The sequence below is a fragment of the Streptomyces sp. NBC_01244 genome, assembly GCF_035987325.1.
GTDB lineage: Bacteria > Actinomycetota > Actinomycetes > Streptomycetales > Streptomycetaceae > Streptomyces.
On record NZ_CP108488.1, the window covers coordinates 4,105,458 to 4,127,922 of the forward strand.

General features: G+C 72.5%; 22 protein-coding genes and 1 pseudogene. 9 read left to right on the plus strand and 14 right to left on the minus strand.

The window, feature by feature from the left end:
- Nucleotides 1-42: 42 nt before the first annotated feature.
- The 4 genes and pseudogenes from OG247_RS18225 to OG247_RS18240 form a co-directional block, all read right to left on the minus strand.
- Nucleotides 43-1,101: pseudogene (locus OG247_RS18225) on the minus strand (fructose PTS transporter subunit IIB); the annotation flags it as partial.
- Nucleotides 1,098-2,051, minus strand: a complete 954-nt coding sequence (gene pfkB / locus OG247_RS18230; protein ID WP_327253242.1) for a 1-phosphofructokinase — start codon at nucleotides 2,049-2,051, stop codon at nucleotides 1,098-1,100. The gene pfkB and the pseudogene OG247_RS18225, both read right to left, overlap by 4 nt.
- Complete coding sequence (locus tag OG247_RS18235; RefSeq protein ID WP_327253243.1) at nucleotides 2,048-2,809, minus strand: DeoR/GlpR family DNA-binding transcription regulator; 762 nt, start codon at nucleotides 2,807-2,809, stop codon at nucleotides 2,048-2,050. The genes pfkB and OG247_RS18235 overlap by 4 nt, the downstream gene beginning before the upstream one ends.
- Before the next feature lie 181 nt (nucleotides 2,810-2,990).
- A complete protein-coding gene (locus OG247_RS18240) occupies nucleotides 2,991-4,394 on the minus strand; it encodes an MFS transporter (protein WP_442813632.1) in 1,404 nt (467 codons plus the stop codon).
- A 248-nt stretch (nucleotides 4,395-4,642) separates the two neighbouring features.
- Between OG247_RS18240 and OG247_RS18245 the strand changes: the two genes are divergently transcribed.
- Nucleotides 4,643-5,602, plus strand: coding sequence for a helix-turn-helix transcriptional regulator (locus OG247_RS18245; RefSeq protein WP_327253245.1), 960 nt, complete (start codon nucleotides 4,643-4,645; stop codon nucleotides 5,600-5,602).
- A 177-nt stretch (nucleotides 5,603-5,779) separates the two neighbouring features.
- On the opposite strand, the gene OG247_RS18250 is transcribed toward OG247_RS18245, so the two are convergent.
- Entirely contained in the window at nucleotides 5,780-6,757 is a 978-nt protein-coding gene (locus tag OG247_RS18250) for a sigma-70 family RNA polymerase sigma factor (RefSeq protein WP_327253246.1), read from the minus strand.
- A 525-nt stretch (nucleotides 6,758-7,282) separates the two neighbouring features.
- Here OG247_RS18250 and OG247_RS18255 point away from each other — a divergent pair.
- A complete protein-coding gene (locus tag OG247_RS18255) occupies nucleotides 7,283-7,927 on the plus strand; it encodes a Uma2 family endonuclease (protein ID WP_327253247.1) in 645 nt (214 codons plus the stop codon).
- Here the strand turns inward: OG247_RS18255 and OG247_RS18260 are convergent.
- The 4 genes from OG247_RS18260 to OG247_RS18275 all read right to left on the minus strand — a co-directional run bounded on the left by OG247_RS18260 (nucleotide 7,924) and on the right by OG247_RS18275 (nucleotide 11,523).
- The gene (locus tag OG247_RS18260; RefSeq protein ID WP_327253248.1) at nucleotides 7,924-8,295 is read right to left on the minus strand and encodes a hypothetical protein; all 372 of its coding nucleotides are present in this window, start codon (nucleotides 8,293-8,295) and stop codon (nucleotides 7,924-7,926) included. The two genes, OG247_RS18255 and OG247_RS18260, sit on opposite strands and share 4 nt — an antisense overlap.
- The gene (locus OG247_RS18265) at nucleotides 8,288-9,082 is read right to left on the minus strand and encodes a dioxygenase family protein (RefSeq protein WP_327253249.1); all 795 of its coding nucleotides are present in this window, start codon (nucleotides 9,080-9,082) and stop codon (nucleotides 8,288-8,290) included. Before OG247_RS18265 ends, OG247_RS18260 begins: the two co-directional genes overlap by 8 nt.
- Nucleotides 9,083-9,217: 135 nt before the next feature.
- Nucleotides 9,218-10,753, minus strand: coding sequence for an MFS transporter (locus OG247_RS18270; protein ID WP_327253250.1), 1,536 nt, complete (start codon nucleotides 10,751-10,753; stop codon nucleotides 9,218-9,220).
- A gap of 86 nt (nucleotides 10,754-10,839) precedes the next feature.
- Nucleotides 10,840-11,523, minus strand: a complete 684-nt coding sequence (locus tag OG247_RS18275; RefSeq protein WP_327257526.1) for a TetR/AcrR family transcriptional regulator — start codon at nucleotides 11,521-11,523, stop codon at nucleotides 10,840-10,842.
- A gap of 456 nt (nucleotides 11,524-11,979) precedes the next feature.
- Between OG247_RS18275 and OG247_RS18280 the strand changes: the two genes are divergently transcribed.
- The 3 genes from OG247_RS18280 to OG247_RS18290 all read left to right on the plus strand — a co-directional run bounded on the left by OG247_RS18280 (nucleotide 11,980) and on the right by OG247_RS18290 (nucleotide 14,865).
- The gene (locus OG247_RS18280) at nucleotides 11,980-13,260 is read left to right on the plus strand and encodes a M6 family metalloprotease domain-containing protein (protein ID WP_327253251.1); all 1,281 of its coding nucleotides are present in this window, start codon (nucleotides 11,980-11,982) and stop codon (nucleotides 13,258-13,260) included.
- 211 nt (nucleotides 13,261-13,471) lie between these two features.
- Nucleotides 13,472-14,389: a zinc-binding dehydrogenase gene (locus OG247_RS18285; RefSeq protein ID WP_327253252.1), complete on the plus strand. Its 918-nt coding sequence runs from the start codon at nucleotides 13,472-13,474 to the stop codon at nucleotides 14,387-14,389.
- Complete coding sequence (locus OG247_RS18290; protein ID WP_327253253.1) at nucleotides 14,386-14,865, plus strand: RidA family protein; 480 nt, start codon at nucleotides 14,386-14,388, stop codon at nucleotides 14,863-14,865. Before OG247_RS18285 ends, OG247_RS18290 begins: the two co-directional genes overlap by 4 nt.
- Nucleotides 14,866-14,925: 60 nt before the next feature.
- Here OG247_RS18290 and OG247_RS18295 read toward each other — a convergent pair whose 3' ends face one another.
- Nucleotides 14,926-15,183, minus strand: a complete 258-nt coding sequence (locus tag OG247_RS18295; protein ID WP_327253254.1) for a WhiB family transcriptional regulator — start codon at nucleotides 15,181-15,183, stop codon at nucleotides 14,926-14,928.
- 269 nt (nucleotides 15,184-15,452) lie between these two features.
- Between OG247_RS18295 and OG247_RS18300 the strand changes: the two genes are divergently transcribed.
- Nucleotides 15,453-17,201 carry a PucR family transcriptional regulator gene (locus OG247_RS18300; protein ID WP_327253255.1) on the plus strand — a complete coding sequence of 583 codons (1,749 nt, stop codon included), beginning with the start codon at nucleotides 15,453-15,455 and terminating at the stop codon, nucleotides 17,199-17,201.
- A gap of 64 nt (nucleotides 17,202-17,265) precedes the next feature.
- Nucleotides 17,266-17,994, plus strand: a complete 729-nt coding sequence (locus OG247_RS18305) for a tyrosine-protein phosphatase (protein ID WP_327253256.1) — start codon at nucleotides 17,266-17,268, stop codon at nucleotides 17,992-17,994.
- A 55-nt stretch (nucleotides 17,995-18,049) separates the two neighbouring features.
- Here the strand turns inward: OG247_RS18305 and OG247_RS18310 are convergent, their stop codons facing one another.
- Complete coding sequence (locus tag OG247_RS18310) at nucleotides 18,050-19,639, minus strand: hypothetical protein (protein WP_327253257.1); 1,590 nt, start codon at nucleotides 19,637-19,639, stop codon at nucleotides 18,050-18,052.
- A gap of 182 nt (nucleotides 19,640-19,821) precedes the next feature.
- Nucleotides 19,822-20,253, minus strand: coding sequence for an arsenate reductase ArsC (locus tag OG247_RS18315; protein ID WP_327253258.1), 432 nt, complete (start codon nucleotides 20,251-20,253; stop codon nucleotides 19,822-19,824).
- A 65-nt stretch (nucleotides 20,254-20,318) separates the two neighbouring features.
- On the opposite strand from OG247_RS18315, the gene OG247_RS18320 reads away from it, so the two are divergent.
- Together OG247_RS18320 and OG247_RS18325 are read left to right on the plus strand one after the other, a co-directional pair.
- On the plus strand, nucleotides 20,319-20,633 hold the full coding sequence (locus OG247_RS18320; RefSeq protein ID WP_327253259.1) for an ArsR/SmtB family transcription factor: 315 nt from the start codon (nucleotides 20,319-20,321) through the stop codon (nucleotides 20,631-20,633).
- Nucleotides 20,634-20,712: 79 nt separating this feature from the next.
- Entirely contained in the window at nucleotides 20,713-21,519 is an 807-nt protein-coding gene (locus tag OG247_RS18325; protein WP_327253260.1) for an aquaporin, read from the plus strand.
- Nucleotides 21,520-21,551: 32 nt separating this feature from the next.
- On the opposite strand, the gene OG247_RS18330 is transcribed toward OG247_RS18325, so the two are convergent.
- A complete protein-coding gene (locus OG247_RS18330) occupies nucleotides 21,552-22,046 on the minus strand; it encodes a GNAT family N-acetyltransferase (protein WP_327253261.1) in 495 nt (164 codons plus the stop codon).
- A complete protein-coding gene (locus OG247_RS18335) occupies nucleotides 22,043-22,408 on the minus strand; it encodes an ArsR/SmtB family transcription factor (protein WP_327253262.1) in 366 nt (121 codons plus the stop codon). The genes OG247_RS18330 and OG247_RS18335 overlap by 4 nt, the downstream gene beginning before the upstream one ends.
- Nucleotides 22,409-22,465: the final 57 nt, after the last annotated feature.

Genomic DNA, 22,465 nt, shown 5'->3' on the forward strand with positions numbered 1-22,465 from the left:
CCATATGGGCCCTGACCTGCACTTTCTCCAAGTGTCTTGACGCAAGTAACTGACGCCGGACATCAACCAGGTACGGAGCTTCGCGCCGTAGCCGTCCTGGTCCTGCCCGGCCTCTTCGACCGGGGTCGGGGTGGTGGAGGAGATCTCGCCGCGGGCGGCCTTGTCGCGGGCCTCTTGGAGGAGTTCCGCGGGGCGGTTGATGCCCGCCTTGACGCCTACGTCCACGGTGGGTTTGCCGGTGAAACGGGCCCTTTCCCTGACCGGGACGTCGTGGGCGAAGACGGCCGCGTCGGCGGCGGCGATGGTTTCGGGGGTGAGCTTGGTGAAGCCGGCCGAGCCCTGGGTTTCGACCTGGAGGTCGATTCCCGCCTCGGCGGCGGCCTGTTGGAGGGACTCCGCCGCCATGTAGGTGTGGGCGATGCCCGTGGGGCAGGAGGTGACGGCCACGATCCGGAACGGCCGCCCTGCGGGGCTTTCCCCCACCCCGCCCCTTCCCGAAACTGTGGGCTGCGCCCCCAGGCCCCCGTTCGCGGGCTGCGCCGCGACCCCTTCGGGGGCTCCGCCCCCGGACCCCCGCGCCTCAAACGCCGGCGAGGCTGGATTTGCCGGGGTGGGGGAAGAGCTCCGCGCAGCGGCCCCGGCCTCGGCAGCGGCAACCGCGGGCTCGCCCGCGACCAGGGCCGCGGCTTCCTCCGGGGTCCCTGCCGCGCGGAGCGCGGCTACAAAGTCCGGCCGCATCAGGCGGCGGGCCAGGGTGGAGAGGATGGACAGGTGGGCATCGTCCGCGCCGGCGGGGGCGGCTATCAGGAAGATCAGGTCCGCCGGGCCGTCCGGGGCGCCGAAGTCGATGCCCGACGGGGAGCGGCCGAAGGCCAGGGTGGGGGCCGTCACGTGGGTGGAACGGCAGTGGGGGATCCCTATGCCGCCCTCCAGGCCGGTCGGCATCTGGGCCTCGCGCGCCGCGACATCGGCCAGGAAACCGTCCAGGTCGGTGACCCGGCCCAGCGTCACCATCCGTTCGGCGAGGGCACGTGCCGCCCCCTCCTTGGACTCGGCGGACAGGCCGAGGTCGACCAACTGAGGGGGGATCATCTCGCTCATCGCTCGTCGCTCATTTCGGACAGAGGGAGGTCCAGGGGCAGGTCCTGGGTGACATGGACCGCGTCGGGCCGCAGGTCCGGGGGCGCTGGCATGGCGCTGCCGGGAAGCTGGACCGCGGCGGCGCCGTGGGCCAGGGCGGAGGCCAGGGCCGCGGGCCCCGTACCTCCCGCGATCAGGAAGCCGGCGAGGGAGGCGTCGCCCGCGCCGACGTTGCTGCGGACCGAGGAGACGGCCGCCGTGCCGTAGTAGGTGCCCTCCCCGGAGACCAGGAGCTGGCCGTCCGCGCCGAGGGAGGCCAGGACCGCGCCCGCGCCCAGCGAGCGCAGCTCCTCCGCGGCCTTGAGCACGTCGCCGAGGGTGGCCAGGGGCCGTCCCACCGCCGCCGCGAGCTCCGAGGCGTTCGGCTTGATCACGTCCGGGCGGGCCGGGAGCGCCGCGAGCAGCGCCGGGCCGGAGGTGTCCAGGGCGATGCGGGTGCCGGCGGCGTGGGCCCGGGTCACGATGTCGGCGTACCACTCGGGGCCGAGGCCCCGCGGGAGGCTGCCGCAGCAGGCGATCCAGGCGGCGCCGCCCGAGCAGGTGCGGACCGTTTCCAGGAGGAGCGCGGATTCCGCGGCGGTCAGGGCCGGGCCGGCGGCGTTGATCTTGGTGAGGGTGCCGTCCGGTTCGGCGAGGGAGATGTTGGAGCGGGTCTGGCCCGCGATGGAGACGGCCGTGACGTCGACGCCCTGGGCGCCGAGGAGTTCGGCGATCATCGCGCCCGGTGTGCCGCCGAGCGGCAGGACCGCCGTCGTACGGACGCCCGCCGCGGCCACCGCGCGGGAGACGTTCACGCCCTTGCCCCCGGGGTCCACCCGGTCTCCGCTCGCACGGAGCACCTCGCCGCGGTCCAGCGAGGGGACCTCGTAGGTCCGGTCGAGGGAGGGATTGGGGGTGACGGTGAGGATCATACGAGCACAACTTCCGTACCGGCGGCCTCGATCGCCGCCTTCTGAGCGGGGTCGAGCCCCGGGTCCGTGATGAGGAGGTCGACGTCGGCGAAGGAGCCGAAGCGGGCGAAGTGTTCCTGGCCCGCCTTCGCGGAGTCGGCGAGGAGGACGACGCGGCGGGCGGCGGCCATCGCTGCCCGCTTGACGGCGGCCTCGGCGAGGTCGGGGGTGGTCAGGCCGCCCTCGGCGGTGAAGCCGTTCGTCGCGAGGAAGGCGACGTCCGCGCGGATCTCGGCGTACGCCCTCAGGGCCCACGCGTCGACGGCGGCGCGGGTGCGGTGCCGGACCCGGCCTCCCACGAGGTGGAGGTCGATGCCGGTGTGGTCGGCGAGCCGGGCGGCGACGGGCAGCGCGTGGGTGACCACGGTGAGCGCGGTGTCGACCGGAATGACCGCCGCGAGGCGGGCCACCGTACTGCCCGCGTCGAGGACGATGCTGCCGCCGTCGGGGAGTTCGGCGAGGGCGGCGGCCGCGATGCGGTCCTTCTCGTCGGCCGCGGTGACCTCGCGCTCGGTGAGGTCCGGCTCGAAGTCGAGGCGGCCGGCCGGTATGGCGCCGCCGTGCACCCGGCGTACGAGCCCGGCCCGGTCCAGGGCCTTGAGGTCGCGGCGCACGGTCTCGGCCGTGACCTGGAACTGGTCGGCCAGGGACAGGACGTCGACCCGGCCCGCCTCGCGGGCGAGGCGGAGGATCTCCTGCTGGCGCTCCGGTGCGTACATGTGGTTTCAGATCCGTTCGATGCCCGACTCTGTGGGTTTCTTTGGATCGTACGCCCACTTGCGCCTGAAAACAAAACAAACGGGCATATCCGCCAACAGAAGCGGACATGCCCGTCGTCAGTGAGCTGCGCCGGAGCGCCGTACCGGCCGCGGCCGTACTAGCCGGCGTGCTCCCGCCGCACTAGCCGGCGTGCTCCGTGCCGCCCTCGCGCTCGGCCATGGGGACGGCCTTGCGCGGCAGCATGAACATCACGGAGAAGATCACGACCAGGACGGCCACGACCCACCACATGGCGTTGTGGAACGCGTCCACGTAGGGCGGCCCGAAGACCCGGTCGTCCTCGATGAAGCCGAAGTAGACGACGGAGGTCAGGCCGAGGCCCAGCGCGTTGCCCATCTGGCCGGTGGTGTTGATCAGTCCGGACGCCGAGCCGGCGTGCTCGCGCGGCACTTCGGAGAGCACGGTGTCGGTCAGCGGCGCGATGATCAGGCCCATTCCGGCGCCCATGACGATCAGCGGGGCGGCCATCTGCCAGGAGTGGATGGCCATGCCGTAGCGGTCCGACTCCCAGATGTAGAGGAGTACGCCCGCGGCCATGACCAGCGCGCCGGCCTGGAGCACCTTGCGGCCGAAGCGCGGTACGAGCTTCTGTACGGACACGCCCGCGGCGGCCGAGACGGCGATCGAGAACGGGATGCCCGTGGAGCCGGCCTTCAGGGCGCTCCAGCCGAGGCCCATCTGCATGTAGAGCGTCCACACCAGGAAGAAGATGCCGGTCGCGAGGCCGAAGGTCAGCTGGACCGCGATACCGCCCGCGAAGCTCTTGACCTTGAAGAGGGAGAGCTCGACGAGCGGGGAGCCGTCCTTCTGGATCTTGTACTTCTCGTAGGCGATGAAGGCGCCGAAGACCAGCGGCGAGGCGATCATGCAGACGAAGCCCCACACGGGCCAGTCGTTCTCGCGGCCGTGGGTGAGCGGGAAGATCAGCATGACCAGGGCGAGGGTCGCGAGCACGACGCCCACCAGGTCCAGACGCAGCGCCTTGGGAGCCTTGGACTCGGCGATGAACTTGCGGCCCAGGATCACGCCCGCGATGCCGACAGGCAGGTTGATCAGGAAGATCGGGCGCCATTCGAGACCGGCGATGTTCCACTCGGTGAGCAGCGCGCCGAGCATCGGGCCCGAGACGGCGCCGAGGCCGATGATCGCGCCGAACAGGCCGAAGACCTTGCCGCGCTCGTGCGGCGGGAAGGTGACGTGGATGATCGCGAGCACCTGCGGGACCATCATGGCCGCCATGGCGCCCTGGAGGATGCGGGCGGCGACGAGCACGTCGGGACTGGGGGCCAGACCACAGAGCAGCGAAGCCGCGGTGAAACCGGATATGCCGATGAGGAAGAGGCGCTTGCGGCCGTAGATGTCACCGAGACGGCCGCCGGTGATCAGGCCGGCGGCGAAGGCGAGCGCGTAGCCGGCGGTGATCCACTGGATGGCGCTGGTGGAGGCGCCGAGGTCCTCGCGCATCCGGGGTATCGCGATGTTGACGATCGTGACGTCGACCAGGTCCATGAAGGCGGCGGTCATCACGATGGCGAGCGCGATCCAGCGGCGCCGGTCGGCGGGGGCCGTGGGCTCGCCGCCGGTCGCGCTCGTGTCTCCGGCGTCGCCGGCCTTGCTGATCGAGGTGGTCTCTGCGGGAGGGTCGGTCCGCTCTTCTTGTACGGGCCCGTTCTTTCCTTCGGGCGATGACTGGGTCGTCTCGGTGCTCATGAAGAGAAACCTAGACGGCATGTAGGTCAGTTGGTGTCCTATTTGGCTGGCACCTTTGAACCATGACCGACACCCCGGCCCGCCTCCTCTCCCTGCTCTCCCTGCTCCAGACCCCGCGCGAGTGGCCCGGCAGCGAGCTGGCCGAGCGGCTGCGCGTGAGCGCCCGTACGATCCGGCGCGATATCGACCGGCTGCGGGAGCTGGGGTACCCGGTGGAGGCCACGCTGGGCGCGGAGGGCGGCTATCGGCTGGTGGCGGGCGCCGCGATGCCGCCGCTCGTCCTGGACGACGAGGAGGCCGTCGCGATCGCCGTGGGGCTGCGGGCGGGGGCCGGGCACGCGATCGAGGGTGTGGAGGAGGCCTCCGTACGCGCCCTCGCGAAGCTGGAGCAGGTCCTGCCGGGGCGGCTGCGGCGGCGGGTGGGCGCGCTGCAGTCGGCGACGGTCGCGGTGACGCGGGGCGACGGGGCGAGCGTGGATCCGCGGACGCTGACGGCGATCGCCTCGGCGGTGGCGGGGCCGGAGCGGCTGCGGTTCGCGTACCGGGCCCGGGACGGGGTGGACTCGCGGCGGCTGGTGGAGCCGTACCGGCTGGTCAGTACCGGGAGCCGGTGGTACCTGGTGGCCTACGACATGGAGCGCGGGGACTGGCGCACCTTCAGGGTGGACCGGGTGAGCGAGCCGCACGCGACGGGGGCGAGGTTCGTGGGGCGGGAGCTGCCGATGGACGCGGTGGACTTCGTGCGGCGGGGGCTGCGGGGCGGGGAGTCGACTTACCGGGTCGACGTCACCTTCGCGGCGGCGGCGGGGCTGCCGGAGTGGGTGCGGGAGTTCGTGGTTCCCCCGGGTGGGGGTGGGGAGGGCGCCGCTGTGCGGGTGCGGTTCGAGTCGGCGGACTCGCCGGAGTGGCTGGTGGCGCGATTGGCGCTGGTGGGGGTGCCGTTCACCGTGCACGGGCCCGGGGTCCTGGTGGAGGCAGCGCGGGCGCTGGGGGCGCGGCTGGCGGAGGCGGCGGGGCCGTAGCGGGGGCTGGTGCCCTGCGGGGCTGTCCCCTACCCGCCCTTCCACCGTTCCCCGGGGCTCCGCCCCGGACCCCGCTCCTCAAACGCCGGAGGGGCTGGATCGGGCAAAGGGGAGCCCCCGGCGCCTGGGGGGGATAGGCACCGGGGGCTCGTATAGGGGGCTGTGACTCGGGGCCGGTCAGGCCACCGCGTCGAAGCCGGTGTCGCGGGCCATCTTCTTCAGTTCGAGCAGCGCGTGCTTCTCGATCTGGCGGATCCGCTCGCGGGTCAGGCCGTGCTGCTTGCCCACTTCCGTCAGCGTACGCTCTCGACCGTCTTCAATGCCGTAACGCATCTTGATGATCGACGCGGTTCGCTGGTCCAGCTTGCCCAGCAGGTCCTCCAGCTCCTCGCTGCGCAGGAGGGAGAGGACGGACTGCTCGGGGGAAATCGCCGAGGTGTCTTCCAGCAGGTCGCCGAACTGCGTGTCGCCGTCCTCGTCCACGCCCATGTTCAGGCTGACCGGGTCGCGCGCCCAGTCCAGGACGTCGCCGACGCGCTTCTCCGTCGTGTCCAGCTCGGCGGCGATCTCCGCGTGCTCCGGGTCCCGGCCGTTCTCGCGGTTGAACTCGCGCTGGACCCGGCGGATCCGGCCGAGCTCCTCCACCAGGTGGACGGGCAGGCGGATGGTGCGGGACTGGTCGGCGATGGAGCGGGTGATCGCCTGGCGGATCCACCACGTGGCGTACGTGGAGAACTTGAAGCCCTTGGCGTAGTCGAACTTCTCCACGGCGCGGACCAGCCCGGCGTTGCCCTCCTGGATGAGGTCGAGGAGCGGCAGACCGCTGCGCGGGTAGCGGCGGGCCACGGCGACGACCAGGCGGAGGTTGGAGCGGATGAAGACTTCCTTGGCGCGCTCGCCCTCGGCGGCCAGGAACTCGAGCTCCTCCCGGGAGGGCTTCTTGCCCTTGCGCTCTATCGCACCGTCGAGGATCTGCTGCGCGTACACGCCCGCCTCGATGATCTGCGAGAGCTCGACTTCCTTGGCCGCGTCGAGCAGCGGGGTGCGCGCGATCTCGTCCAGGTACATGCCGACCAGGTCGCGGTCTGCGATCTCCCCGCCCACAGCGCGAGCGCTGCTCGTGGACTGACGACGGGCGACGGCGCGGGTTGCCATGCGTGCTCCCTTGCGATGAGTTCGGTCGCGGTGGTGCGGTGGTTCGGCTGCCCTGGTGCGGCTGCCCGGACACTCTCCCGAGTGCCCGCTTCCGAAGGAAACAACGACTGGAATCGGGACAGAATTCCCACGTTGCTCCCTGTTTTTCGAGATCTTGCAGTATCCTGCCCCGCCGTCCCCCGGCACGGGAGGCTCGGTGGAGCCGTGAGAGCTCAAAGAGATGCAGGTCAGGGCGGGAATGGCGGCCGGTTCCAGAGGCCGCACGCACCACACCATCAGGGCGTCGATGAGACCACCGTCACACTTGACACGGGCGTTTCCGCCCTGGAACAGCGCCGTCCCAGGCTGCACTCCCACCCCAAGAGACGGCCTTCGGCGGCTTCCGGTTGCCTCGACCGGGGACGCCCTACTCGTCCGAGTGAAGGTGCGGCATATTCCTGCGACATGGGCGGCATCCCCTCGGGCATCGGAGAGTCGCTTGTGCCCTCCGGCCGGCGACGCCCACACTCAGAGGAGGTGCTGCACATGACCGCTCTCGCCCACGAGACGCTGGAGGCCGTAATGCCGAAGGTCGCGACCCCCCCGTCGGACCTTGACGACGTCCTGTGGCAGGCATGGCAAGCGATCGAACTCCCCGAGGGCTACCACGCCGAAATCATCGAGGGGCTCATCGAGGTGTCACCCACGGGTCGCTTGTCGCACAGCCAGGTCGCCAACCGTCTTCGCCGCGCCTTGGACAAGTTCCTGGACCGGAGCGAGTTCGCGGCCTTCCAGGACACCAATGTCATTCAGGCGCGGAAGGCCTGGATCCCCGACGTCCTGGTGGCACCCGAGGACGTGGAAGAGCACGGCAGCGAGGACGGGATCGGCATCAAGGCCTCCGCCGTCCAGTTGATCATCGAAGTCGTCTCCCCCGGCAACGACAGCGTGACACGTGACCGCACCCGTAAGCGGCGTGAATACGCGCGGGCGGGCATCCCCGTCTACGTCCTCATCGACGACCACGACGAGCGCGGCATCGTGACCGTGCTGACCTCCCCAGATCCGGACCAGGCCATCTACGGCGATGAGCTCCGGGCGGGCTACGGCGCCACGGCCACCATCCCGAGCGGGCCCGCGAAGGGGTTCACCATCGGCGAGGACATCACCGGGCCTCCCCGCGTCGCCTAATCAGGGCGGGTGGAGACCTGGGGGCAGGCGCGGCAGGCGGGTGGGCCCGACTGGGTCCACCACCTGCAGCGCGGGCGGAGGTGGCAGGGCGGGAGCGGGGCCGGTGGGCTCGCGGATTCCGTCAGGCGGGTGGCCAGGGTGCACGACTCCCCCGCGCGGTTGAGGCAGTGCGGGACGCAGTGGGAGGCCAGGCGCAGCAGGCGGCGCGGTTCGGTGCCGGGCGGGAGTCCGGCCAGGGCTTCGGCCGCCGGGCGGGGTGCCGGGAGGTAGAGCGGCGGGCCGTCGAGGCCTTCGCGGACCGCGAGGACCAGCGACTCCGGCGCGTACGCCGAGCCGCTGGGGCACCAGAGCTGCTCGCGGTCAGCCAAATTGCAGGGACCGCTTCGAGAGGCCCATCCAGAAGCCCGAGACCGGGGTGGTGGGGGTGGTGAGATCGGATTCCGCGGCGCCCAGGGTGACGAACAGGGGGGCGAAGTGTTCCGTCCGCGGGTGGGCCAGGCGGCCCGCCGGGGACTTGGCTTCGAAGTCCAGCAGGGCGTCGATGTCGGCGGCGGCCAGTGCCTCGTGGCCCCAGGCGTCGAATTCGGCGGACCACGACGGGACGCCGGGGCCGGTGTGGCGCAGGGCGGCCAGGTTGTGGGTGAAGAAGCCGCTGCCGACGATGAGGACGCCCTCGTCGCGCAGGGGGGCCAGCTTGCGGCCGATCTCCATCAGGCGGCGCGGATCGAGGGTCGGCATGGATATCTGGAGCACCGGTATGTCGGCCTCGGGGAACATCTCCACCAGCGGGACGTACGCGCCGTGGTCCAAGCCGCGGTCGGGGATGTCCTGGACGGGGGTGCCCGGGGCCTTGAGGAGCGCGCGGACCGCCGCGGCCAGCCCGGGGGCGCCCGGAGCGTCGTAGCGGACCTGGTAGTAGTGCTCGGGGAAGCCCCAGAAGTCGTAGACGAGCGGGACCGGTTCGGTGGCTCCGAGGGCGAGCGGGGCCTCCTCCCAGTGGGCGGAGACCATCAGGATCGCGCGGGGGCGGGGCAGGTCCGCGGACCAGGCGGCCAGCTCGGCGGGCCAGAGCGGGTCGTCCGCGAGGGGCGGGGCTCCGTGGCTCAGGTACAGCGCCGGCATCCGGGTGGGGGTGGTGGCTTCGGGCGTCGGCATCGGGAGCTCCTGGAATCGTCACGGCGGGCCGCCACACAAAGACTAACCCCGCATCGTTCAAATTTGAACGATGCGGGGTCGTCAGTCATTCCCGTACCCGGGAGCGGTGCCCGCCCCCTCGTGTGAAGTACCGGATCAGTGGGCGATCACCGGGATCTTCATGTCGGCGTCCGCGCCCTCGGCGACCGGGTCGCCCGCGCCCGGCTTGCCCGTGGTGATGAGGGTCAGGGCGATGAGGGAGCTGGCGACCAGGATGCCGACCGCCCACCAGATCGCGGAGGAGTAGCCCTCCACCATGGCCTGGGCCTGGATCAGCTTCGCCGCCGGGCCGCCCGCCGCGACCTCGGCCGCGTGGTCGGTCAGGTAGGCGGTCGTCGCGGATGCGGCGATCGTGTTCAGCAGGGCGGTGCCGATCGCGCCGCCCACCTGCTGCGAGGTGTTGACCATCGCGGAGGCGACACCGGCGTCGGCCGGGTTCACCCCGTACGTGGCCAGGGACATGGCGGGCATGAACGCCGTACCCATGCCGAGGCCCAGCAGCAGCTGCGCCGGCAGGATCAGCGCCGGGTAGGAGGAGCCGACCTCGAGCTGCGTCAGCAGCAGCATGCCGCTGGCGGCGACCATGAAGCCGGGGCCCATCAGCAGGCGCGGCGGGACCCGCGTCATCAGGCGGGCACCGATCTGCGTGGAGCCGGCGATCATGCCCACGATCATCGGGAGGAAGGCGAAGCCGGTCGTGACGGGCGAGAAGCCCTTGACGACCTGCAGGTAGTAGGTGAGGAAGAGGAACAGACCGAACATCGCGATGACGGCGAGGCCCAGCGAGAGGTAGACGCCGCCGCGGTTGCGCTCCAGCAGGACGCGCAGCGGGAGCAGCGGGTGGGCCGTACGGGACTCGACGAAGACGAACGCGCCGAGCAGCACCACGGAGGCGACGAACATGCCGACGGTGAGGCCGTCCGACCAGCCGGCCGACTCGGCGCGGGTGAACCCGTAGACGAGGGCGACGAGACCGGTCGTGGACAGCAGGACGCCGGGGATGTCGAGCGGTGCGCGGTTACGGCCGCCGGCCGGCTCGCGGATGATCATCCAGGCGCCGACGGCGGCGACGATCGCGAACGGGATGTTGACGAAGAAGGTCCAGCGCCAGTTCAGGTACTCGGTGAGGACGCCGCCGAGGATCAGGCCCACGGCGCCACCGCCACCGGCGATCGCACCGTAGATGCCGAAGGCCTTGGCGCGCTCCTTGGCGTCGGTGAACATGACGGCCAGCAGCGAGAGCGCGGCGGGCGCGAGCAGTGCGCCGAAGGCGCCCTGGAGGGCGCGGGCGCCCAGCATCATGGCCTCACCCTGTGCGGCGCCGCCCAGCGCGGAGGCCAGGGCGAAGCCGATGAGGCCGACGATGAAGGCGTTCTTGCGGCCCCACTTGTCGGCGATGCGGCCGCCGAAGAGGAGCAGTCCGCCAAAGGCCAGCGCGTACGCGGTGATGACCCACTGGCGGTTGCCGTCCGATATGCCGAGGTCGGTCTGGGCGGACGGCAGGGCGATGTTCACGATGGTGGCGTCGAGGACGACCATCAGCTGCGCCAGCGCGATGAAGACCAGGGCCTTCCAGCGACTGGGATCGGCGGCGGCGACGGACAGCGGCGGGTTCGCGGCTGTTTTTGACATGGGGGTACCCACTTCGCGGTGCGAGATGACTGAAAAAGGGGTGATCAGGGCGCGTTTTCGGCGCTAAAGGGCGCGACTCGGGGGCGTCACATGGCTTTCCGCCTCAGGTCCGCCAGCGTGGTCGCCGAGCCCGGCAGTTCGGACCGGGCAGGGGCCCTCAACCCGTCGAGGAAGAGCTGGAGATGACGGTGGACGAACACGTCCGCGTCGAAGCAGCCGGTACCCGGGAGCGGGCGGCTGAGCTGGGAGAGCGCGATCATCAGGTCGCCGACGCCGATGTCCGCGCGCACGAGTCCGCAGGAGCGGCCGGCGGCCAGCAGGGCCTCGACGGCTTCCTCCAAGGTCTCGCGGGAGACGAGCAGTTCGGGGTGGTCGTGGTCGAAGTCGCTGGAGAGTACGGGGCACAGGGCTCCGATCCGCTCGTCGGCCGCCGCGTGCGTGAAGCGGCACAGGGCGGCGAAGGCGTCCGGCTCCTCGGCGAGGGAGTCGACGGCCAGGGCGGCCACCCGGTCCAGACCGAAGAGCACGACGTGGTGGATCAGGGCGGGCCGGTCGGGGAAGTGCCGGTAGAGCGTGGCGTTGCCGACTCCGGCCCGGCGGGCGATCTCGTCGAGGGGGGCGGCGGGGCCGAACTCCACGAGCACGTCGCGGGCGGCGGCCAGGATGCGCTCCCGGTTGCGGACGGCGTCGGCGCGCGGACGCGGTACCGCGTCCGCGCCGGTACGCGCACGCTTGCCCGCCGCCTTGACCTTGCCGGCCGCCGCACGCACGGCCGCGGCCACGCCCGCACCCACACACGCACCCGTGCCCACAGCCGTGTCCGTCCCTGCGCCCGCGGCGCCCGCGGCCGGAGCCGTGAGGTCGAGGTCGGCCTCCGGGCCCGGTACGGGCAGGGTCGCCGGATCGGTGGTGGCGGGGCTCTTCATGGACGGCTCCCTGGCGGGTGATGCGTACGTGGCGGGTGATGCGTGCTTCGGGCTTCCGGGTCAGCCGCTCGTTCCCGCCGAAACGGGGAGCGGCTCCCCGGTTCATGGGGACTCTGGTTCAAACGGGGAGAGGGTCCCCGCTTATTTCACTCTCCCGTGTGACGTGGGTCACACGACTCCTCGCCTTTTGATCCCGTTTGGCCTCTCCCGGCGCGCGAGCCCGCCCCAGCCGTCGGAGGGTGAGCCCACAGAGCGCAGTCCGGACCCGGCCGGCTGCCGCGGACCCGAAGGCCGATCTCCATGCCGCAGACGCGCCACCGGATACGCAAGCCAAGCCGCACCAGTGTGTACGTGGGCATCACCGCGCTGGCCCTCGGCATCACGGCGACGGCGAGCGCGGGCATATCCAGTCGCAGCCATTCGGCCGCCGGGCCGGTGGGCGCGACCAGCGCCGAGTCGATGCTCGCGCCCTGCCGGATCTCCGGCGCGATGGGCGTGCAGATGTCCGAGGGACTGCCGACCGCACCCGGATACTCGCGCTCGACCGGCGAGGTCCGGGCACTGAACCTGATGATCGACTTCCCCGACGCCAAGGGCGAGGGCACGGCGGCCGACCGGATGGCGGAGTTCTTCCCGCAGACGTCCGACTGGTTCCGCATCAGCTCCTACGGGCGGCTGACCTACCGGGCCGAGGCCCCGATAAAGAACTGGCTGCGGATGCCCATGCCGTTCGCGGCGTACGGGATCGAGCGGGGTTCCGCGTACGAGCCCGGCTACCGCCAGCTCGTGGAACACATCATCAAAACCGCCGACACCGAGGTCGATTTCTCCCGGTATGACCTGATAAATATCCTGGTCACCCCGAACGCCGGCCCCTCCGCCCTCGACACCGTCCTCTCCGTCACCTTCTCCGGCAACGGCGAGGCCCCGATGGCCGACGGCGTCCCGCTCGCCAACACGTCCTTCGTCTACAGCCGCCAGGACGACGGCTCCGGCTCCTACCGGGAGACCGGCTACCGGGTGCTCCCCCACGAGAACGGGCACGTCTTCGGCCTGCCCGACCTCTACACCGCCGACGGCGGCGGCACGGTGGGGCACTGGGACATCATGAGCGAGGACTGGGGCGCCAACAACGACCTGCTGGGCTGGCACAAGTGGAAGCTGGGCTGGCTCGACAGCAACCAGATCAGCTGCGCCGGGAAGTCCGGGGTCAGCGACCACGTGCTGAGCCCGCTGGCCGTGGAGGGCGGCACCAAGCTGGCGTTCATCCCGGTCTCGGAGAGCGCCGGGTACGCGGTGGAGGTGCGCACCCGCGCCGGGAACGACGAGGCCGTCTGCAAGCCCGGAGTGCTCATCTACCGGGTGGACTCCGAGGTGGACACCGGCCGCGGGCCCGTCACCGTCTCCGACAGCTCCTCCGCGAGCGGAGGCTGCACCCGGCGGTCCAACGTGCACGCGGAGCTCTCGGACGCGCCGTTCCGGCCGGGCGAGACCTTCACCGACGAGAAGTCGGGCATCAGCGTCTCGGTCGTGGGCGAGCTGCGCAACGGCAGCTATCAGGTCCGGGTCACCCGGCCTTGAGCTCCGCAGGTGGAACGGAACGGACGGACACGGCGGTCCGAACCCGGTCCGAACCCGGACCGAACCCGGACCGGACGACCGAGACGGGCCGAGCGGCAGACGCAAGTGCTGACGGTCGGCCCGCCAGGTTCCGACCTACGGCCCCCCGCCGGGCCGGATCCGTACCCGCATGGTTGGGAACTAGCCGTGTAACGCCGAGTTAAGGAAACCCGTGAAGGCCTTCGCGCTGCGCCGTACCGGCGAGCCGCCCGCCGTGCTGGAACGGCCCGTCCCCCACCCCGGGGCGGGCGAGGTCCTCGTGCGCACCACGGCCGCGCTCATCTGCGCCTGGGACGGGCACACCGCCGCCGGGGCGCCCACCGGGCTCGGCCACGAGGCCGTCGGCGTCGTCGAGGCCGTCGGCCCCGGGGTCTGCCCCTCCTACGTCGGCCGGCGCGTCGGCGTCGAGGGCCACGGGCGGCTCGCCGAGTTCTTCCGCGCCCCGGCGGCCGGGGCCGGACTGGTCCCGCTCCCCGACACCATCTCCGACCACCAGGCCCTCTACGCGGCGGGCGCGCTCCCCACCGGCTTCGCCGCCGCCGAGGAGTCCGGGCCGCCCCCGGGCGGCAGCGTCGTCGTCTTCGGCCAGGGCGCGGTCGGGCTCGGCGCGACCATCGCGGCCGGCCGGCTGCGCGGGGCCCGCGTCATCGCCGTCGAGCCGGAGATGAAGCGCCAGCGCCTCGCCCTGCGGTTCGGGGCCGACGTGGTGATCGACCCGGCCTACGAGGACACCACCGAGCGGATCCTGGAGCTGACCGGCGGCGCCGGCGCCGACCGCGCGATCATGGCGACGGCCGCGCCCGCCGCCGCGAGGGCCGCCCGCGGGGGGCTGTCCGGCAGCGGGAAGATCACGTACGCCCGCTGCCGGCCGCCGCGGAGCAGTGGGGCGCGGCTCGCGCGGGCACTGCACCTGATCGGGGACGGGCTGGTGGACCCGACGGTGATCACCACGCACGAGTTCCCGTTCGACCGGGTCGGGGAGGCCTTCGGGCGGCTCGCCGCCAAGGAGCCGGGCATGATCAAGCCGGTGATCGTCTTCCCGCGGCCGGACGGCGAAAGCGACAACGACCACAAGGAGATCCGCCCATGACCAGTACCCCCGAAGAGCGCCTCGCCGCCGCCGGCCTGAAGCTGCCGCCGACGCCCGCGCCGGTCGCCGTCTACGTACCCGCCGTACAGAGCGGGCACTACGTGTACACCTCCGGCCAGCTGCCGATGGTCGACGGCGCCCTCCCCCTCACCGGGAAGGTCGGCGCCGAGGTCACCCCGGAGCAGGCCAAGGAGCTCGCGCAGCAGTGCGCGCTCAACGCGCTGGCCGCCATCACCTCCGTCGCCGGGGACCTCTCCGCCGTGAAGCGCGTGGTCAAGGTGGTCGGCTTCGTGGCCAGCGACCCGCACTTCACGGGACAGCCCGGCGTGCTCAACGGCGCGAGCGAGCTGCTGGGCACCGCCTTCGGTGACGCGGGCATCCACGCCCGCAGCGCGGTCGGCGTGAGCGTGCTGCCGCTGGACTCCCCCGTCGAGGTGGAGATCCTCGTCGAACTGCACGCTCCGATGGGGCTCTAGAGGCGTCTTGCCGATCAGGTTGCCGATCAGGCCGGACGGGCCCGCGGACCGGAAGCCCCGTCAGGGGCGGCCGTGCCGGCTGCGGGCGCGGCGCTCGTGTCCGGTGAGTCCGCCCCAGATCCCCGAGAACTCGCCGATCTCCTGGGCGTGCTCCAGGCAGGCTCCGCGGACCGGGCAGGAGAAGCAGATCCGCTTGGCCCGGGCGGCGGAGCCCGAGGCCTCGGAGTAGAAGAGTTCGGCGCACTCCTCGTCGGAGGTGCACAGGGCCCTCTTCCACCAGTCGTCGTCCCGGGAGGGCCGCGGAAGCGTGGTCCCCATGGCCGGCATTCTCCTTCGCGTCGCTGCCTGCCTTCCAGGCTGGCAGCGGCGGACCGCCGGGATGAGAGCCGTTCGGCACCAGCTGGGAGTGCCGATCGGCCGTACCGCGGCGCCCCGGACCGGGTGTCCGGCAGTCACCGATCCCATGAACCGGGGCCCTCGGACTCACCCCGATTTCCGTGGAATTACCCCAACGTAAGGGCCTGACCTGCGGTTCAGTGGGGCGAGACGGGAAACGTGAGCGGGTCGGCGCATGGCAGGCTGGGGCCATGAGGCTGCGTGATCTGCTGTCGTCCGAAGAGGCCCAGGCGCCTGCGGACCCGTGTCTGCTGCGCCTGCTGCGCCTGCCCGGCGGCGAACGGGACCTCGACCGGCCCGTGCTGGGCACGGTGACCATCGACCTGCCCGACCCGGGGCGGTTCGTGTCACCCGGTGACCTGGTGCTGTCCGGACTGGCCTGGCACCGGCAGGACCGGCAAGGCCGACAAGACACAGCGGCGGACCCGTCCGACGCGTTCGTCCGTGTCCTCGTGGAGGCGGGCGCCGTGGCGCTGGGCGCGGGCGAGGCGCGGTTCGGCCACGTCCCCGACGATCTGGTGGAGGCCTGCGCCCGGTACGGGCTGCCGCTGCTCGCGGTGGGCGTGGAGGTGCCGTTCACCTCGGTCACCGAGTACGTGGCACGGGGCCGGACCGAGGAGCGGATCGGCGGCCTCGCCGCGCTCGTGGACCGGCACCGGCGCTTCAGCACCGACCGCCAGGCCGGGGCGGGGGCCGACGCCCTGCTCGAACTGCTGCTGGCCGAGCTGGACCTGCGCGCGCACATCCTCTCCCCGACCGGCCGGCAGATCGCGGGCGCGCGCCCGCCGCTGCCGGAGAAGACGGCCTCGGCTCTGGCCGGGCGGTTCCTGGCCGCCGAACGGGCGGGCGAGCGGGCCCCGCACCGTACGGTCGCCCGCGGGACGGCCTTCTCCCTGTTCCCGGTCCGCTCCGGGGCCCTGGAGGGGGATTCCGCTCCCGGTGCGGCGCTGACCGACTGGCTGATCGCCGTCGAGGCCGACAGCGCCGACTGGAACGACGAACGCGTCGACCTCCTGGACCGGCTCGCGCGGCTCGTCGCGGTGGAGCGCGCCGGCCGCGACACCGACCGTACGATGCGGCGGCGCGCCGCCGAACGGCTGCTGGCGCTGGTCGGCCCGGCCGCCGCCGGGGAGAGCGAGCAGGCGCTGCTCGAGGAGGAAGAGGCGGCGGCCCGGCTCACGGCGGGGGCCGCTGGGGTCGTCGGCGCGGACGACCGGGGAGGCTCCGGAGGCCCCGAAGGCCGGCTCCGCTGGCAGGCCGTATCGGCCCGGCTGGACCCGAAGGGGGTGCACGGGTTTCCCGTGGCGGCGTCCGTGCGCGACCTGCTGGAGGAGGTCCTGCTGCATCCGCGCTGTCTGGGGCCGGACGCCGGACCGCGGATGGCCGTCACGGCGGCCGGGGACGGGGCCGAGGCCGTCGCCTTCGTGCTCGTCGGGGCGGAAGGACTGCTGACCCCCGACGCGGTCGTACGGGTCGCCGGCGGCTCGCTGCCGCGCGGGCTGCGGGCCGGGGAACGGCTGGCCTTCGGCGTCAGCGACCCGGTGGGCGGGGCCGCGCAATTGCGGCACGCGCTCGCGCAGGCCCGTAACGCCCGCCAGGTCGCGGCCCCTTCGCAAGCGGTCGCCGCCTGCGGGCCGGACGATCTCGCCGCGCACGTCATGGCGCTGTTGCCACTGATCCCGGCCGAGGTCCGGCGGGAGTTCAGCCGCCGGCTGCTGGCCCCGCTGACCGACTACGACCGGCGCTACCGCTCCGACCTGGTGCCCACCCTGCGGTCCTTCCTGGAACACGACGGCTCCTGGGCGCGCTGCGGGGAGGCACTGCACCTGCACGTGAACTCGCTGCGCTACCGGATCAGCCGCATCGAGGCGCTGACCGGGCGCAACCTGAGCCGGCTGGAGGACAAGATGGACTTCGCGGCGGCCCTGCGGATGGGCTGAGCCGGCCGGAGTAGCCTCTCGATCCACAGGAAGATCATCGGCACGAGATCGAGGGGATCCGCGCATGACCCGGCACATCGAGTTCGAGCGACTGCACAACTTCCGCGACCTGGGCGGCTATCGCACGCAGGACGGCTCCACCGTCGTGTGGGGCGCCCTCTACCGGGCGGACTCGCTCGGCAAGCTCGCGGGCGCCGACTGGGAGCGGTTCCTGGAGCTCGGCGTGCGGACGGTCATCGACCTGCGCTACCCCTGGGAGATCGAGGCCAAGGGCCGGATACCGGAGCCCGAGCGGTTCACGTACGCCAACCACAGCATCGAGCACCGGCCGTACGACCAGGCCGAGATCGACCCGGACACCGACCCGTGGCGGTTCCTCGCGGACCGGTTCGCCGAGGTCGCCGAGGACGGGGTGGCGGAGATCCGCGCCGCGATCGAGCTGCTCACCGAGGGCCCGGGCCCGGCGGTCTTCCACTGCACCTCCGGCAAGGACCGCACCGGCCTGATCGCCGCGCTCGTCCTGACCCTCCTCGGCGTGGACGAGGAGCAGATCCTCGCGGACTTCGCCCTGACCGAGCTGGCGACCGCCCGCCTGACGGCCGACTGGCACGCCGCCCACCCGGGCCGCACGATGCGCTGGCCCTCGTACGGGCGGGCGCCCGCCGAGGTCCTGAGCCTGACGCTCGCCGATCTCGCCACCCGCTACGGCTCGGTCCACTCCTACCTGACGGACGAGGTCGGCATCACCCCGGCCACGACGGAGCGGCTGCGGGCCCGGTTCCTGACGCGGTGAGCCCGGGCGGCGGCCCGCCCCGGGCGCCGTCGGCCGACCCGTTCAGTCGGCCCGCTCAGTCGGCCCGTTCGGACGACCCGTTCGGCCCGTCGCGCACGCCCACGACGGCGCGCTCACCCTCGGCCAGGCGGTCGCCCTCGGCGGGCCTGACCTCGACGTCGCCGCCGCCCGTCGTGCCGGTGGTCACCCGCACCCGGCGGCGGACGCCGTCCGCCTCCAGCACGGTCACGTACGTCCTGCCGTCCGCGGCGGCCGAGACCGCCGAGACCGGAACCACCAGGACCTCGCCGCCCGTCGACGCCGCCTCGATCGTCAGGCGTACGTCCTGGCCGGCCAGCCTGGGATCCAGCGGCGCCTCGGGCCGGATGACCATCACGTAGCCGTTGGGTGCGGGTGGTTGCCGACCCGAGGACTGTCCCGTGCCGGTGGCGGGCTGCTCCTGTCCCCGCGTGTCGGCGACCGAAGCCACCGAGGCCGCCGCGGTCACGCCGGTGGCCTCGGACGTGATCTCCACCCGGCGCCCCGGCCGCACCAAAGCCCTCTGGTACTCCTGGAGGCGGCCGGTGACCACGAGGTCCCCGGCCGACACGGTCAGCACCTTGCCGGACACCTGCGCCCCGACCTTGGAGGCGATCGAGTCCACCCGGGCGGGGAAGCCCGACAGGAAGACCACCTCCGCGACGGGCGCCATCGGGCCGACCGCCGCCAGCGCCTCCACCAGTCGGGCCCGCGCGGTGCTCAAGTCCTCTTTCGCTCGCTCCACTTGCTTGCGCAGGCCGTTCAGGTCGGCCTCGGGACCGGGGGCGGGGTCGGGGTCGGCACCGGATCCCTTGCCGTCGACCGCCCGCGGATCGGTGCCGCGAGGGCCCGGCGAGACGGACGGCGAGGCGGACGGCGAGGCACCCGGTGAGGCAGACGGAGAAGCGGGGGACGGAGAAGCCGGCGGTGGAACCGTCGGCGGAACGGGGGCGACCTTCCCGGCCCGGTCCACGGCATCCCGCGCGTCCTCCACGGCGCGTTCCGCCGAGGTCACGGCCGTGCGGGCGTCGGCCACCGAGGCGTTCCCGTCGGGCAGAGCGGGCAGCGGGTCGTAGCCGGCGGAGGCGTAGAGCGCCGACAGCGCCGCCTTCGTACCCTCCCCGAAACGCCCGGCCCCGTCCGCGCCGGTGGCGTGGCCCAGCCGGGCGAGCGATTGCTGCAACTGGGCCACGTCGCCGCCCTCGGAGCCGGGCTTGAGGTCCCGGTACGCCGGGAGGGTGCCCCGTAGCGCGATGACCGGGCGCCCGGAGACCTCCAGCAGCACCTGGCCCTCCTCGACCCGGCCCCCCACGGCGACCGGCAGCTTCGTGACGACGGCCCCGGCCGCGCCGGGGGCTCCGCCCACCGGGGTCACGTCCACGGACTGCCGTGCGGTGACGGTCCCGCGCACGATCACCGAGGCGACCAGCACCCGTTGCTCCACGGGGGCCGTCAGCACGCCCGGCGCAGAGGCCGCGGAATCGGCGGCGGCCCGCGGCGGCTTGATCACCTGCGCGACCGCCACCCCGACACCGGAGAGCAGCACGGACCCGGCCGCCACCCCGACGACCCACCTGCGCCGGCGCGGGAGCCCCGCGGGCGGCGGCGGTTGCTTCTGGTCATTCATCCGGAGGTCCCCCGCGAGCTGCCAATTCCGGTTCCGCCGAAGGTTTTTGGAGCCCGTCGACGGCAAGGCGCCCATTAGACCACCACGGCGCTCCGGCAAGGGAGTGAGTCCGGGACATGCGGGCGATCGCGGTTCCGCACAGCGGAGGATCCCTGCCGCGCGCCCTCCGGGAGGAGGGGAGGTCAGCCCTCCCCCTCCTGCGTGTTCTTGGCGTCGATCTCTGCGATGAGGCCCTCGATCAGGCCCTTGATCTCGTCCCGGATGGGGCGGACGGCCTCGACGCCCTGGCCGGCCGGGTCTTCCAACCGCCAGTCGAGGTAGGTCTTGCCGGGGAAGTACGGGCAGGCGTCGCCGCAGCCCATGGTGATGATGTAGTCGGATGCCTGCGCGGCCTCGGGGGTCAGCGCCTTCGGCTTCCGGTCGGAGATGTCGATGCCCAGCTCGGCCATGGCGGCGACGGCCGAGGGGTTGATCTGCTCGCCGGGGACGGATCCGGCGGAGCGGACCTCGACCCGGTCGCCCGCGAGGTGGCGCAGGAAGCCGGCGGCCATCTGCGAGCGGCCCGCGTTGTGGATGCAGACGAACAGCACGGAGGCGAGCGGGGCGGAGGGCATCGGTACTTCCTTCATGATTCAGCACAGACTGACATCAGTCCTGGATGATGTGAAAGTATCAGTCCATGATGACGTCAGTCGACACTGATCTGCTCCGGGTTCTGGCCGATCCGCTCAGGCTCCGGATCGTGACCCTGCTCGCTCAGGAGACGCTCTGCACCACGCACTTGATCGAGGAGACGGGTGCCAGACAGACGAACCTCTCCAACCACCTGAAGGTGCTGCGCGAGGCCGGGATCGTGGACACGGAGCCCTGCGGAAGGTTCACCTACTACCGCCTGCGTCCGGAGGCCATCGAAGCGCTCGCCGGTCAGTTCGCCGCCCTCGCGTCCACCGCGCGCCTCACCGCCGAAGCGAACCTCAAGCGGTCCTGCCCGTAGCCGCCCCCGCCGCCGCCCCTCCCCGCCCCGCTCTGCCTCACCGCCCCGCCCTGCCTCACCTGCCCGAGGAGAACCCGTCGTGACCGCCCCCGAGCCCGCCGCCAACGCCATAGCCGACGGCGCTCCAGCCGACGGCGCTCCAGCCGGTGACGCGCCCCGGCCCGCACCCGGCGCGACCCCGCCCCGCACCCCGCTGGTCTCCCGCGCCGCCGCCGAGCTGGTGGGCTCCGCCGCCCTCGTCGCGATCGTCGTCGGCTCGGGCATCCAGGCCACGCGCCTCACCCAGGACGTGGCGCTCCAGCTCCTGGCCAACTCCACCGCCACCGTCTTCGGCCTCGGAGTCCTCATCGCCCTCCTCGGCCCGGTCTCCGGGGCTCACTTCAACCCGGCCGTCACCCTGGCCGAGTGGTGGACGGCCCGCCGCGGCGGTGCGGGTGTCACGTCGCGCGAGCTGGCCGTCTACGTCCCCGCGCAGATCGCCGGCGCCATCGCGGGCGCCGTCCTCGCGGACGCGATGTTCGGCGAGCCGCTGGTGAAGTGGTCCACGCACGACCGCTCCGCCGGGAACCTCCTCCTCGGCGAGCTCGTCGCCACCGCCGGCCTGATCATGCTGATCTTCGGCCTGGCGCGGACGGACCGCCTGCGCTTCGCGCCCGTAGCCGTCGCCTCGTACATCGGCGCCGCGTACTGGTTCACCTCCTCCACCTCCTTCGCCAACCCGGCCGTCACCATCGGCCGCGCCTTCACCGACACCTTCGCGGGCATCGCCCCCGCCTCGGTCCCGGCGTTCGTCGGTGTGCAGCTCGTGGGCGCGGTCGTGGGCCTGGCGCTGGTCGCGGTCGTCTTCGTGCGCGGCACGACGGACGGCGAGCCGCCCTCCGCCTGACGCGGCGGACGGACGGGCCGTCGGCTCCGCCTTCAGCCGATCCGCGGGCTGCGGCGCTCCAGCAGGACGACGTCACGCCACACGCCGTGGTGGCGGCCGATGCGGGCGCGGGTGCCGATGACGCGGAACCCGGCCCGCTGGTGCAGGGCCAGGCTCGCGGTGTTCTCGGGGAAGATCCCGGACTGGATCGTCCAGATGCCCGCCGCCTCGGTCGAGGCGATCAGCGCGTCGAGCAGGGCGCGGGCGACTCCGCGGCCCCGGGCGCCGGGGTGGACGTAGACGGAGTGCTCGACCACGCCCGCGTACGCGCACCGGTCCGAGACCTTGGACGCGGCCACCCAGCCGAGCAGCTTCCCGTCCGGGTCGACCGCGGCGAAGCGGTGTTCGGGCAGTCTCGCCGCGTCGAAGGCCTCCCAGGTGGGGGCTTCGGTCTCGAAGGTGGCGTTCCCCTCGTAGATCCCGGCCCGGTAGATCGCCAGGACCTCGTCCGCGTGCGCCCGGGTCAGCGGCTCGATGCGGATGCTCACGCCGAGCCCGCCCGGGTCAGCAGGGCGCCCATGGCGGCGAGGACGGAGGGCTCCACGCGGTAGTAGACCCAGGTGCCGCGCCGCTCGGAGGAGAGCAGGCCGGCGTCCTTGAGCTTCTTCAGGTGGTGCGAGACCGTCGGCTGCGAAACACCCACGTCCGAGATGTCGCACACGCACGCCTCTCCGCCCTCGTGCGAGGCGATGGCGGAGAACAGCCGCAGGCGCACCGGATCGCCCAGGGCCTTGAACATCAGCGCGGTCCGCTCGGCCTCCTCGGCCGTCAGCGGGCGCTCCGACAGGGGCGGGCAGCACGCCGCCACGGCGTCCGGCTCCAGCAGGGGCAACACCTTCGAAGGGGACATGCCCTCATCATCCCCAGACAATAGATGGATGTCTATGTTGACGAACGTCGATACAAG